Below are 14,666 nucleotides of genomic sequence, written 5' to 3'. Positions count from 1 at the left end.
TTTTTTAGTGTGAAGGTTGTATTGTTGCTTTTTTGTACCTTAGACTGACATTTTGAACTTGGCATAGCCCTTGCCATATGACTAGTTCCCCTGTTTAAATTGCTTGACATACGCATTGGTTTGGGAAGGAGGGGTTTTACTAATTTTATTTTCTGACATTCTGACTTATACCTTATGAACGATAATTTCGAATTTAAAAATATTCAATTGAACAACCTTATTGACGATGAAAGTGACAATGATTTTATTCCACTTTTAACTTCAGAAGATGAGGAACAAATGAATTCGGAGCAAACTCCGGAAGTTTTATCCATACTGCCTTTGCGCAATACTGTTTTATTTCCGGGTGTAGTGATTCCAATTACAGTAGGCCGTGATAAATCAATTAAATTGATTAAGGATGCTTACAAAGGCGACAAAACAATTGGTGTAGTTTCGCAAAAGGACGATAAGATTGAGGATCCCAGCTTTGATGAGCTGAATAAAATTGGAACAGTTGCATTTATTATTCGAATGTTACGCATGCCTGATGGCAACACTACAGTTATTATTCAAGGAAAGAAACGTTTTCAATTAAATGAAATTACGCAAACCGACCCTTACTTAAAAGCTTCGGTTACACCCTTTGTAGAGCATAAACCCAAAAAGGGAGATAAGGAATTTGATGCCTTATATAGTTCCTTAAAGGATTTGGCTTTACAAATTATTAAACAATCGCCGCAAATTCCTTCCGAAGCAGCTTTTGCTATCAAGAACATTGAAAGTCCATCTTTCTTAATCAATTTTATTTCGAGCAACATGAATGCTACCGTTGCCGATAAGCAAAAGATAATGGAGGTTTCGGATTTAACCGAACGTGCAACTTTAGTGCTTGGTTTTTTAACTAAGGAACTGCAAATGTTAGAACTTAAAAATCAAATTCAATCCAAAGTAAAAACTGATTTAGACAAGCAACAACGCGATTATTTTTTGAACCAACAACTCAAAACAATTCAAGAAGAATTGGGTGGAAATCCTGTGGATGAAGGGGTGAAGGAGATGGAGGAAAAAGCCAAGAAGAAAAAGTGGAGCAAAGAAGTTGAAGCCACATTTAAAAAGGAACTCGAAAAAATGAAGCGCATTCATCCCAATGCAGCTGAATATTCAGTTCAAATGAATTACCTCGAGCTCTTGCTTGACTTGCCGTGGGGAGAATACACCAAAGACAAATTTGATCTGCGCAAAGCAAAAAAAATATTGGACGATGACCATTATGGTTTAGATAAAGTGAAAGACCGTATTTTAGAGCATTTGGCCGTATTGAAATTAAAAGGCAATATGAAATCGCCGATACTATGCTTGTATGGACCTCCCGGTGTAGGAAAGACTTCATTGGGTAAATCGATTGCAAGTGCATTAGGGCGTAAATTTGTACGCATGAGTTTAGGAGGTCTGCGCGATGAAGCTGAAATTCGCGGACATCGTAAAACCTATATCGGCGCCATGCCGGGTAGAATTTTACAAAATATTAAAAAAGCAAAATCTTCCAACCCTGTATTTATTTTAGATGAGATTGATAAAGTGGGCAACCATTTTCATGGAGATCCTTCATCGGCTTTATTAGAAGTGCTTGACCCGGAGCAGAACAATGCATTTTACGACAATTTTGTGGAGATGGATTATGACTTAAGTAATGTGATGTTTATTGCCACAGCTAATTCGTTAAGCACCATACAACCGGCTTTGCGCGATCGTTTGGAAATTATTGATGTGACCGGATATACCATCGAAGAAAAAGTAGAAATAGCCAAGCGACACTTGGTTCCTAAGCAATTGGAAGAACATGGTATAAAGAAAAATCAAGTGCAGTTAGAGGATAAAGTGCTTGAAAAAATAATTGAAGATTATACTCGTGAGTCAGGGGTACGTAGCTTGGAAAAGCAAATTGCAAAAGTGGTGCGCAATGTTGCCAAAGCAATTGCAATGAAGGAAAAGTACAACACAAAATTAAGTATTGAGGACATTAAAAAATTCCTCGGTCCGGAATTTTTTCACAAAGATAAATACCAAGATAACGAAGTGGCAGGTGTAGTTACAGGCCTAGCTTGGACAGCTGTTGGTGGCGATATTTTATTTATTGAAGTTAGTTTAAGTAAAGGCAAGGGAGGCGGTAAGCTAACACTGACAGGTAATTTGGGAGATGTGATGAAGGAATCGGCAGTTATTGCGCTCGAATATTTAAAATCGCACTGCGATGATTTTGGAATTGCTTCGCACGTTTTTGACGAATGGAATATACATGTGCATGTTCCGGAAGGTGCCACACCCAAAGATGGTCCATCTGCCGGGATTACTATGCTTACAGCCTTAGCATCGGCCTTTACGCAAAGAAAAGTAAAAAATCACCTGGCCATGACCGGCGAAATTACCTTGCGCGGAAAAGTATTACCGGTGGGAGGTATAAAAGAAAAAATACTAGCTGCAAAACGCGCAAATATTAAAGAAATTATTCTTTCTCAAGAAAACAAAAAGGATATTCAAGAAATAAATGCTTCCTATATCTCGGATTTAACTTTTCATTATGTAAAAGAAATGAAGGAAGTAATTCAATTGGCTTTATTGGAAGAAAAAGTAAAAAATCCGATTGATTTTGCGAAGAAATCTGAGCAGGAAGTGAAGAAAGAGAAAGTAAAGGTAAGCTAGTTTAATTTCTAAAATGCAGGCAAGATGCCTTTAAAATATAAAACGCTCGCAAGATGCGAGCGTTTGCGAGACACTAATTCGCTCGCTTCCAGCGAGCGTAAGCTATTCCCAAGCCTCCGGCTTAATTTTATCAATAATCCTTTCTGCAAGATGCCTTTAAAATAAAAAACGCTCGCAAGATGCGAGCGTCTGCAATACTAATTCGCTCGCTTCCAGCGAGTGTAAGCTATTCCCAAGCCTCTGGCTTAATTTTATTAATAATCCTTTCGGCAGGATGCCTTTAAAATAAAAAACGCTCGCAAGATTCGAGCGTCTGCAACACTAATTCGCTCGCTTCAAACGAGCGTAAGCTATTTCCAAGCCTCCGGCTTAATTTTATTAATAATCCTTTCGGCAAGATGCCTTTAAAATAAAAAACGCTCGCAAGATGCGAGCGTCTGCAACACTAATTCGCTCGCTTCAAACGAGCGTAAGCTATTTCCAAGCCTCCGGCTTAATTTTATTAATAATCCTTTCGGCAAGATGCCTTTAAAATAAAAAACGCTCGCAAGATGCGAGCGTCTGTAACCTAAATTCGCTCGCTTCCAGCGAGCGTAAGCTATTCCCAAGCCTCCGGCTTTTTTTAATTCATAATTCATCAATTAAAATAGGCCCATCCGGATTAGCACTCGAATAAACATAGTAAGACTCATCAGTTACTTTCCCAGCTTTTACTGGATTTTCATGAATATAATTTATTTTTTGTTCTATAATTGCAGTACTATCCAGTAAAACTGGATAATTGGTATACTGCCAAAAATGGTATTTGTGGTATTGTTTATTTTTCTTTGCAAAAAAAGCAAATAAATATAGTAGCCATTCCTTTCTACTTTCTTCAGAAGTGGAAGCAATGGATTTTAAGATTTCCTTTGCTGTAAAACTTTTGAATCGACCCAGCAATTCAGTCAAATTTTTTTCACTTTCACGGTTTACTATCAAGTGTAAATGATTGCTCATTAAGACATAAGCAAAGATTTTTAATCCTTCTTTTTGTTGACAATAAATCAAATTTTCAATAACAATTTCGGCATATCTTTTTCTTGTAAAAACGTCAATCCATCCTACAACAGTGAGGGTAATAAAATAAATTTCGTGAGGGTATGTTTTTCTAAATTCTGACATATTAAATCAAACTTAAGCCATACAACGCCTTTTTAAAAATGCTTTATTAAAAATCATCCATTAATAATCAATATGTTTTATAATAAAAAACTGCAGGCAAGATGCCTTTAAAATAAAAAACGCTCGCAAGATGCGAGCGTTTGCGACACTAATTCGCTCGCTTCCAGCGAGCGTAAGCTATTCTCAAGCCTCCGGCTTAATTTTTTAATTTCCAGGATATCAATAAAACCAAAGTATTAGAATTTAGAAACAATAAAACAGCTGCATATTCGTTGAATTGCAAAACATTTATTTAATTTGTAATCCAATCTAATGAAGCAACTTTTTACGAACAAAGTTATAATTGCACTATTATCATTTTTGGTTTGCCGGGTGCATTCCACAAATGCTCAAGTTGGCGGCAACAATACCTACGAATTTTTGAATTTAGTTCCCTCTGCGCGGGTTTCAGCCTTAGGCGGTAATCTATTGGCAGTTAAGGACAATGATTTGAATCTTGCCTTTTATAATCCTTCCTTACTAAATGAGGGGATGAATAAAACCCTCGCGCTCAATTTCTCGAGTTATTTGGCCGGAATTAAATTTGGATCAATGGCTTATGGCTTGAAATTAAAGAAATCCGGTATGTTGGATTTCGGAATTCACTACATAAACTATGGAAGTTTTACCGGTGCCGATGCAACATCACAGGAAACTGGGACATTTCATGCTGCAGAATATGCTTTTTTTACCGGTTATGGCCGTCAATTGGATTCTTCCTTTTCGATTGGAGCCAATTTAAAAGCCATTTATTCTCAATTGGATACATTTAATTCATTTGGACTTGCGGCTGATGTGGCGGGTACTTATCATAACCCAGCAAAGAACTTTACAGCTGCCCTTGCAATTAAGAATATTGGCAGTCAGTTAACGCGATACAATGAGACAAAGGAAAAATTGCCATTTGAAATTCAAGCAGCAGCATCTATCCGATTAAAACATGTTCCCTTAAGGCTTTCCTTGGCTGGGGAGCATCTCGAAAAATGGAATTTGCGCTATGTCGATTCTGCTGCGATTAAACAGAGTTCGCAAAGCTTAGGAGGAGCAGATGCAAGTACTTCTAAAAACAAGAATTATTTTTTTGATAAGCTATTGCTGCACAGCGTAATTGGAGCAGAGTTTTTAATTACTAAAAATTTCAATATACGTGCAGGGTTTAATTACCGTAGGCGAAAAGAGTTAAAGGAAGAAAGTCGTGGCGGTATTGCCGGATTTTCTTTTGGTGCCGGAATTAAAATATCCAAATTTCACATTAGTTATGGGGTTGCATCCTACCATTTGGGCGGATTGTCTAACACATTTTCAATCTCTACAAAATTTTCGGAATTTATTCGTAAAGCATCAACAAGTCCTTAACTTTGTGGCGTATTAAAACAAGATGAATTAATACTAAAAGAAAAATACATGCTTCCTAATGCAGACATAGCAGAAGAAATCGAGGTGTCGGGTGGTATTACTGGATGGCAGCTTAAAAGCAATTTTCGGCTTATGAAACAAATTACGATTGCGATTGACGGATATTCATCCTGCGGAAAAAGCACATTGGCTAAAGCATTGGCAGCCAAATTGGGCTATAGTTATGTGGATTCAGGGGCAATGTATCGAGCGGCAACGCTCTTTTTTTTGCGCAATAAATGGATCAGCAAAAGCGGCAAAATTGAGGAAAGCAAAATTATTGATTCCTTGCCATTAATAAATTTAAGCTTCCGCTATAATAAAGCGCTCCGATTTTCAGAAACCTATTTGAATGAGGAGAATGTTGAAACAGAAATCAGGCAGATGGAAGTTTCGAATAATGTAAGCAAAATCAGTACTTTAAAGAAAGTGCGTGAGAAAATGATTCATCTCCAAAAGGAAATGGGTAAAAATAAAGGGGTGGTAATGGAAGGCCGTGATATTGGAACAGCAGTTTTTCCGGATGCTGAACTTAAATTGTTTATGACAGCCGATATTGAAGTTCGGGTACAACGTCGCTATGATGAAATGACCTCAAAAGGAAACCAGGTGAGCCATCAAGAAGTGCGCGAAAATTTGCAAAAACGCGATTACAGCGATACCCACCGCAAAGAAAATCCTTTGGTACAAGCAGCGGATGCAATAGTATTGGATAACAGTGATTTAGATAGGCAACAACAACTCGACTATGTAATCACCATTATAAATGACCTATCTTTGGTGAAGGATGAAATCAATAAGGAACGCTTGCGTTAGTAAAGTATTCATTCCCGAACAAGTAATTTCAGTTTAATGATAAAAAAAATACTCTGCTTTGTTTTCCTGTTTGTATACCTTGACAATCAGGCTCAAACTTGTATTGGCGTGAATAAATTTGTAAGCGGACCTGGAGGAAATAAATGGATTCGTGCAGATTATGCTCCTTATTTGGTTGTTGGAGGGGTCTATTATGGTGCCTCTACTACTATTGATGGTCAAATTTTAAATGCCAACTTAGGGGATGCCGCCACCGTGTACGCCGCCGTGTTAGACACAAATTTTAATTTAGTGCGCATGTTTAATGTTTTGGGTTTGAAATCCTATGGTGGTGTAACTCCAACCCGCCTATGGGATATGCATGTTGACAAAAATGGAAACATCTATTTCTGTGGAAACTATACCCAGGATACTTTAATTTCAGGAACTGATACCGTTATCAGTGCGGATAGTTATCAAGAAGCATTTGTAGTTGCTGTAGATGCTTATGGAAATTCAAAATTTTTAAAATCTTGTGGTACACGCACTGCAAATACAGGACATAGTTACCAAGATTTAGCAACTGCTGTAACAACCGATGGTTCAGGAAATGTATATTTTGTTGTTAATGGACAAGGCACTTATTTTGAATTGGATAGCATAACTGTAAATGCTCAACAATTTTCACCTTTAAATGGGTATTACGATGTGTTTACAGTAAGTCTTGATTCACTTGGAAGTGTGCGTTGGATAAGGAATTGTGGTACTGCCAATAAGGATGATTCAGCATATGATATAGCAGCCGATTCGATTGGAAATGTTTCGATTACTGGAACAGAAAATGGCAGCAATTCGGTTTTTCATTTCGGTTCATTCACGCATACATTTATAATCAATACCAATGGTTACCATGGATTTGTTGCACGATATGATAATTCCGGAAATGAACAATGGTTGCAAAGTATAGAAACTTATTATCCAAGCGGACCGAATGTTGGGCCTTTTGCAATTGTTGTGGATGATGCCGGAAATACTTATGCCGGTGGCTATTTTGATGGCTATGTTATTTTTGGTGCCGATACCATCCGAACACTTAATTCGACCTCCAATTATTTAGCTAAATATACATCAACCGGTAAATTGCAATATTTGAAAACAGGTAAAATAGATGCCTTTTATCCTTATCCAATGGAAATGGATTTGAATAAAGATAAAATATTAATTACCGGGCAAACTTTCACCAACCAACTGAGTTTTGGTCAGTATGGAGCCTGTTGTTCTAACCGAAGTTATATTGTTCAGTACGACACATCGGGAACAGTTGATTGGCTGAGGGCTGCAAGTACCACCGGAACCGGGACGGGTATAAATTTCAGTTGTGCACTTGGTGCAAATAATGAAGCTTATGTTTCAGGCTATGCACAGAATGCTGTGGTAACTTTGTACCCGAATACATTAAGCGGTTCTGCGAGTGGAAATTATTACTTCGCAAGAATTGGCACAATTGTGAATTCGCCTTTTACCTTTTCAATTGCCTTAAATGGCAATGATACCTTGGCTTGTGGAACAAATGTTCAAATTGTTTCTTCTTGTAGTGTGGGCTCCAATGCGCAAATTACTTGGTGGACAGATAAGGATACCATTGCATTGCCAAACTTTTATACTTCCATAAGTGCATCGCCACGCATGAGCAGCACCTATATTGCCAGAGCAACTTTTCATGGATGCAGCCTTAGCGATACAGTAAAAATTACAGTTTTACCATTGCCTGTGGATGCCGGCAGCGATACTACGATTTGTGCCAATTCGATTTTGCAAGTTGAAACGGATAGTATTTTTGGTGCGGTTTACAGTTGGAAACCGACAACTATGTTTTCAAGCAGCAGCAGTTTTAATCCTTATTTTTTAGGTACTGCAAGTACGCCAATAGTAGTTTCGGTGAAAAAAAGTGGTTGTGCGAGTTATGATACTGCCTCAATTACCGTAATTCCACTTGCTGTGTCAGATTTTAGTTTTTCGAGCCTTAATTACGCTGTGGATTTTGTTTCCAATAACCTGGGTGGAAGTTCCTTTTTGTGGGATTTTGGTGACGGAAGTGTTGACAGCACAACTATTAACCCTAGCCATTTGTATGATTCCTCATTGGTTTATAGGAAGAATTGTAAATGAACGATCAACACATGAAACTAGTGATACAATGAATATTTCGGAATTAGCCAAGGGTTTATATACTTGTCTAATTTATTCAAAAACTAGCAATTTGCTCAGTTATAAGTTTGTAAAGCACTAATAATGAAAGTATTTTAGCAATTTTGCATTTAAATTGACTCATGAAAAGTTTTAACATACCCGATTTTTATAAAAGCCCGGTTATTTCAAAAGTGAAAGACTTGCGGAAGTTAAATGATCCGCGTAAAAAGGATTTTACTCCCACTATGCTTGATTTTGGGCCGGTTCGGTTTTATATCGCACGCCATTTTGGATTTTGTTATGGTGTTGAAAATGCTATTGAAATAAGCTATAAAGCAATTGAAGAAAATCCTGATAAGCGTGTTTTTTTATTGAGTCAAATGATTCATAATCCGGAGGTTAACAATGATTTATTGAACCGTGGTGCGCGCTTTTTGATGGACACTGCAGGGAATTATGTGATACCCTTTAGTGATTTACAAAAGGATGATATTGTAATTATACCTGCATTTGGAACAACCTTAAAAATTGAGCAACAACTGAGTGAAATTGGAATAGATGTGCGTAAATACGATACAACTTGCCCCTTTGTGGAGCGTGTTTGGAAAAAATCGGAAAAGTTAGGAGACGATAAATACACCATAATTATTCATGGAAAATACAATCATGAAGAAACGCGTGCAACCTTTTCACGCAGCGATAAATATTCGCACACCATAATTGTAAAGGATATAAATGAAGCAAAAAAAGTTGCTGATTTTATCCTAGGAAAGGTTACAAAAGAAGAATTTGTGCATACTTTTATTGGTAAATACTCCATTGGGTTTGATCCGGAAGTGGATTTAAATAGGGTAGGAGTTATCAATCAAACAACCATGTTGGCTACTGAAACACAGGAAATTGCTGAATTCTTTAAGCAAACCATGTCGGAAAAGTATGGTTCCCAAAATTTGGATAGTCATTTTGCCGATACACGGGATACTTTGTGTTATGCCACCAATGAAAACCAAGAAGCAACCTATGGTTTATTGCGCCAAACTGCTGATTTGGCCATAGTTGTTGGTGGTTATAACAGCTCCAATACTTCGCACATTGTGGAATTGTGTGAAAAAAAGTTACCTACATTTTTTATCTCATCTGAACGTGAAATTGAATCAGCCAACATTATTCACCATTTTGATTTTACGCATCAAAAGCATTTAAGGACCGAAAATTTTCTTCCTTCCAAGGATCCGGTAACCGTTATTTTAACAAGCGGAGCTTCTTGTCCGGATTCGGTTGTGGATGCTGTGCTTCAAAAAATTCTTTCTTTTTATTCGGATACTTTCGATACCGAAACTGTGCTAGATAAGTTATATTTACAGATTATGTAAATTAAGTAAGTGTCTGATAATCATATATTATTCAAATCATAAATTAGTATTATAATTAATATTATGTTAAATAGTAAATTTTGAATACTACCCTCAGTTAGGTTAAAATACGGATTGAATTGCTTTCTAAACCTGCTGACTAATTTTCATCAATTGCCATTTGAACAGCTTCCCAAGCAAGCCAACTTATAATTCTCTTAGAAGATTGCCAAGATCGAATTACAGATAATAAAAAAAGGATATTGAACTGGTCAATATCCTTTTTGAAATATTTGAAATGTTATTAATATTTTCTTTTTCTGCCAGCTGAGAAACCTCCGGATTTATTTCCATCGGAATAAGATCGTTTAGAGCCTCCACCGTAAGATGGTTTTTCGCCACGATCGCTGTTACCGCCTCGGCTACCACCAAAGTCTCTACCTGAACTGCCACCGCTTCTTGGACGAGAAAAACTTTTGCCGCCACCGCCAAATTCACGGTCACCTCTCGGTTTTCCGCCACCTCCGCCACTTCCAATTCCGGAAGAAATTTCTAAATGCACACTTCTTCCTTTATAGCGTTGTGATTTAAAAGCATCCATTACCATTTCGGCTACTTTTGGCTCTACATCAAAAAACGAAAACTTTTCCTTTACATCAATTCTTCCAATGTTACCAACATCCAGTGTTGTAACCTGACTCACATAATCTCTTAGTGCAATAACATTTAAACCATCCATTTCACCTAAGTTAATGAAGAAACGGCCTGTTGGTGCTCCATCATGGCGTGCTTCCCTCCTGTCGCGATCGGCACTTTTTACGTCTACATTTAAGTCAGCTGATTTTTTATAATAATCGAGGAATCGATTAAATTCGGTAGAAACCATGCGTTTAATTAACTCTTCTTTGCTTAAATTCATCAACATTTCATTGATTTTAGGCAAAAAGGATTCAATTGCGGCATCATTTACTTCAACTTCCTGAATTTTATTTACCAGGTAAAATAATTGTTTTTCACATACTTCTTTACCGGTTGGTAATTTGGCATGTGTAAACTTTTTGCTGATTTGGCGTTCAATCATTCTAATTCTTCCTACCTCTTTCATGTTGATGATAACGATAGAAACACCTGATTTTCCTGCTCTCGCTGTTCTTCCGCTGCGGTGGGTGTAATTTTCGATATCGTCGGGTAAGTTGTAATTAATAACGTGAGTTACGTCGTTCACATCAATTCCACGTGCAGCAACGTCGGTGGCAACCAACATTTGTAAGGTTTTACTGCGGTAGCGCGCCATAACTTGATCGCGCTGTTGTTGTGATAAATCCCCATGAAGGGCATCGGCATTGTAACCATCCTTAATTAACTGTTCTGCAATTTGTTGGGTTTCGATGCGGGTACGGCAAAATACGATACCAAAAATTTCAGGATTAAAATCGGCAATGCGCTTTAATGCTGCATATTTATCTTTTGCATGCACGATATAATAGCGGTGCTCAATATTTTCGGCACCTTGATTTTGCTTTCCAACCGTAACCTCATGAGGGTTGCTCATGTAGTTTTTGGCGATTCGTGCTACTTCATTTTGCATGGTGGCACTAAATAACCAGGTATTCTTTTCTGCAGGCGTTTCGGATAAGATACTGTCTAAATCTTCTTTAAAGCCCATGTTGAGCATTTCATCGGCCTCATCCAAAACCACAATGGAGATGTTTGTTAACCTCACTTTTCGGCGGCTAATCATATCTACCATTCGGCCAGGAGTGGCTACAATGATTTGCGCACCACGAGATAATTCGCGGCTTTGCATTTCTAAACTAGCTCCTCCGTAGATGGCTACGATGTGAGCACCGTTGATGTATTTCGTAAAATTTTGTAAATCGCGGGTAATTTGTAAACAAAGTTCACGCGTAGGGCAAATAATAAGTGCCTGTGTGTTTTTGCTGTCGAAATCAATTTTTTCGACCATTGGTAAGCCAAAGGCTGCTGTTTTACCTGTTCCTGTTTGCGCTAATCCAACTAAATCTCTTTTCTCGCTTAATAATACAGGGATGGTTGCTTCCTGTATGGGGGTGGGACTTTCAAAACCTAATTCTGTTATTGCTTTTACGACTCTTGCATCAATTCCTAATTCTTCAAATCTGTTCATTACTTGTTATTATATTACTTTTTTAAAATTTGCGCAAAGGTACGACAATTAATTTAGCAATGATTTAGTGTGTTGGAAATGTATGTAATAGCGTTTGTTTTTATTCCATTACAGAATGCTTGAATGCAGGCTTAATGCGGATTTGATATTTGCATGTCGGTGGTGCTATTTAATTAGAAATACGTTAGCAGCTTGTAAATAAGAAATAGTGCTTTTAGGTAGGAATTTTACACCTACTTTAATCATGTGAGGTTAACCACCCCCTGCCCCCGCCGGCGGGGGATAAGTTTTTTATGAATTGTGAGCGAGCATTGAACCTAATGCGAGTTAACCACCCCCTGCCCTCGCCGGCGGGGGATAGTTTAATTTGGAAGGTTGGCTTTTGTGATATTTGCTTGCTTTTAGAGTTTTATCCCTGCTACTAATACATCATCAATTTGTTCGCCATCTGCTTTCCATTTTAAGAAAGTTTCTTCTAATACTTTTTCTTGAAGTTTTATGGGAGTGCTTTCTTGGGCTAAAATTAGCTCACGCAATTTCTTTTGAGAGAATTTTTTTCCTCCATTTCGCCAATCTGGGCCACCAAACTGATCGGAATAGCCATCAGAAAACATGTAATAATTATTTCCGGGGATTAATGGAACTTGATGATTGGTGAAGGGTTGCACTAAATGAAATCTACCAATAGGTTGTTTATTCCCTTTAATTTCAGTCAGCATTGCTACGCTACCTGATTTGTCGAGAATTAAAAGCGGGTTGTTGGCTCCTGCCCATTCAATTGTTTTATTATCATAATCAATCATGAGTAGGGATGCGTCCATACCATCGTTGACCTGCTCGTGTTCATGTTCATGCTCATTGCTTGAGAATGCATCAATTACGAGTTCGTTTACTTTGTCTAAAATAGTAGCCGGATGGGTTAAATCAAACTCTACCACAGCCCTATTCAATGCTTGATGGCAGACTAATGAAACAAAAGCTCCGGGTACACCATGACCGGTGCAATCGCACACCGCAAAATAGATTTTATTTTCATCGGCATGCATCCAGTAAAAATCGCCTGCGACAATATCCTTTGGGCGATACAGGATAAAAATATCCTGAAAATATTTTTTTAACGTTTTGATACTCGGTAAAATTGTTTTTTGAATACGTTTCGCATAATCAATAGATTGTAGGATCTCAGTATTTTTTAGCTCGATTATGTTGTAGGCTTTCCTTAATTCGATATTGTTTTGCTGTTCTAACTCTGCACGTTTTGATGCTTCTTCGGCACGCAATTGAGTTTGCAGGACTTTAATACGCCCAGTACTTTCATCTGCAAGCACTTGTGTTTTATAGTTAAAGTATTTTTCCAAGTGCTCATTTGCGGTTTCAAAATTTCCTTTTTCCTTATATAACTGCGCTAATAATTCATGTGCTCTAAATGCTTTTGCTTTAAAATTGTTTTTGCCGGAAATGGTTGCTGCTTCGAGTAATTTTTGCTCTGCTTCATCGTGCCTCTTCATCGAAATAAGGAGCTGCCCCATTTCTAATAAGGAAGTTATTTGCCCTTGTAAATTCGCTGTTTTAATACGCATAGTATAGGCATGTTCAAACAATTCAAGTGCTTGGGGGTAATGACCTAATTTAGATTCAATTACTCCTAAATCTGTAAGTGCTCTTGACAGTCCGGATAACTTATTATAATACACATAAATATCGCGAATCTCATTCAAGATGGTGGCAGCTTCCACAAGTTTTTCCTGCTTTATTTTTATTGAGGCAAGACCATTATTGGTGCGGGCATACCCGTATTTTGCATTACATTGTTTAAAGAGCTCCAGGGCTTTGTTGTAGTTTTCTTCTGCTTCTCCTAGTTGATTGCTGTCGAACTGGTAGGTGGCCAAGGTAAATAGACACCATCCTTTTACTTCATGATAGTTCGTATCATTTACTTCATGAAGGGCTTTAAATATACAGTCGAAGCCATCGTTTCTTCTTCCTTCAAACCAACACACAATTGATTCATAGGTGTGATACATGGCGATTGCCGATTTACTCTTAATTTTTGGAAACTTTTCCTTGGCTTTTATCTGACATTCTTGAAACAATTTTTTATTTCCTAAACTCAAATAAATGTAACTAAGACTATAATAGAAAATACCTTCATAACCCGATTGATTTTCGGTTTCGGCTTCCCTAATGTATTTTTCCAATAGCCCAATTACTACTTCAGAATGTTGACCATCGATGTAAATATAAATGAGTGAGAAAAAACGTTCGTACCTTTTAACCGGGTCGGTTATGTGAGAAATGGCATTTATTTCAGTATCGAAAAAGTTCATATTATATATAAATGCAGTCTAAGCGAGAAAAATAGTGTAGGGTGTTATATGTGAAGTGCAATAATATTTTTAAACACCGAATTGTGTTAAGTGATGATTGGCATGTAAATACATCATATCCGCCCATTCTTCCTGCGTCATATTGCCAAAGAAAGGATGTTTATTTTTGGTAATGATTGCGGGGCCATTTTGTTGCAAGCTTTCCAATAATTTAATTAATTTACCTTGCTCCTCCTCAAATTGCTTTTTATCAGTTACTTTAAATTGAACATGCGTTGGCAAGTTTTTACCAAATCCTCTCTCTTTCAAGAATTTCTTTTTTAAATTTTTGCCAATCAAAAATCCAAGAAGCGTAAACTTTATTTTCTTTTCGCCAGTCATTACCAACAATGGGTTTGAAACATGCATGAGCATTTGACCCACATTCATTTTGCCCCATAATGCTTGCGTTTCGGGGCTTAATTTTTTTATTCTTTCGATAAGTTCGTTGTTGTCGGCTTTATTAAATATTGATTTCATTACACAATTTGTTATTTTTTTAGGATCAAGTTGCTAATCTTCAAAATGAAAGTATAAGGC

General features: G+C 37.3%; 9 protein-coding genes. 5 read left to right on the top strand and 4 right to left on the bottom strand.

The annotated features are described in order from the left end of the window. The first annotated feature begins 174 nt into the window (after nucleotides 1–174). Nucleotides 175–2,682, top strand: a complete 2,508-nt coding sequence (lon, locus tag IPP32_09305) for an endopeptidase La (GenBank protein ID MBL0048275.1) — start codon at nucleotides 175–177, stop codon at nucleotides 2,680–2,682. A gap of 627 nt (nucleotides 2,683–3,309) precedes the next feature. On the opposite strand, the gene IPP32_09300 is transcribed toward lon, so the two are convergent. Then, nucleotides 3,310–3,843 carry a transposase gene (locus IPP32_09300; protein MBL0048274.1) on the bottom strand — a complete coding sequence of 178 codons (534 nt, stop codon included), beginning with the start codon at nucleotides 3,841–3,843 and terminating at the stop codon, nucleotides 3,310–3,312. A 312-nt stretch (nucleotides 3,844–4,155) separates the two neighbouring features. Between IPP32_09300 and porQ the strand changes: the two genes are divergently transcribed. From porQ to IPP32_09280, 4 genes are all read left to right on the top strand, one after another. Next, nucleotides 4,156–5,238, top strand: coding sequence for a type IX secretion system protein PorQ (gene porQ / locus IPP32_09295; GenBank protein MBL0048273.1), 1,083 nt, complete (start codon nucleotides 4,156–4,158; stop codon nucleotides 5,236–5,238). A 132-nt stretch (nucleotides 5,239–5,370) separates the two neighbouring features. After that, a complete protein-coding gene (locus IPP32_09290; GenBank protein ID MBL0048272.1) occupies nucleotides 5,371–6,093 on the top strand; it encodes a (d)CMP kinase in 723 nt (240 codons plus the stop codon). Between the two features lie 36 nt (nucleotides 6,094–6,129). Further along, nucleotides 6,130–8,241 carry a hypothetical protein gene (locus tag IPP32_09285; protein ID MBL0048271.1) on the top strand — a complete coding sequence of 704 codons (2,112 nt, stop codon included), beginning with the start codon at nucleotides 6,130–6,132 and terminating at the stop codon, nucleotides 8,239–8,241. A 161-nt stretch (nucleotides 8,242–8,402) separates the two neighbouring features. Next, nucleotides 8,403–9,635, top strand: coding sequence for a 4-hydroxy-3-methylbut-2-enyl diphosphate reductase (locus IPP32_09280; GenBank protein ID MBL0048270.1), 1,233 nt, complete (start codon nucleotides 8,403–8,405; stop codon nucleotides 9,633–9,635). 283 nt (nucleotides 9,636–9,918) lie between these two features. Here the strand turns inward: IPP32_09280 and IPP32_09275 are convergent, their stop codons facing one another. The 3 genes from IPP32_09275 to IPP32_09265 all read right to left on the bottom strand — a co-directional run bounded on the left by IPP32_09275 (nucleotide 9,919) and on the right by IPP32_09265 (nucleotide 14,606). Further along, nucleotides 9,919–11,760 (bottom strand): DEAD/DEAH box helicase, encoded by a 1,842-nt coding sequence (locus IPP32_09275; protein MBL0048269.1) that lies wholly within the window; start codon nucleotides 11,758–11,760, stop codon nucleotides 9,919–9,921. A 401-nt stretch (nucleotides 11,761–12,161) separates the two neighbouring features. Further along, a complete protein-coding gene (locus IPP32_09270; protein MBL0048268.1) occupies nucleotides 12,162–14,087 on the bottom strand; it encodes a tetratricopeptide repeat protein in 1,926 nt (641 codons plus the stop codon). Nucleotides 14,088–14,156: 69 nt separating this feature from the next. Next, on the bottom strand, nucleotides 14,157–14,606 hold the full coding sequence (locus tag IPP32_09265) for a DUF1569 domain-containing protein (GenBank protein ID MBL0048267.1): 450 nt from the start codon (nucleotides 14,604–14,606) through the stop codon (nucleotides 14,157–14,159). Nucleotides 14,607–14,666: the final 60 nt, after the last annotated feature.

The organism is Bacteroidota bacterium, from assembly GCA_016721765.1.
Taxonomy (GTDB): Bacteria; Bacteroidota; Bacteroidia; order UBA4408; family UBA4408; genus UBA4408.
Note: the sequence above shows the minus strand (reverse complement) of the source record. Positions and strands in the feature narration are given on the sequence as shown.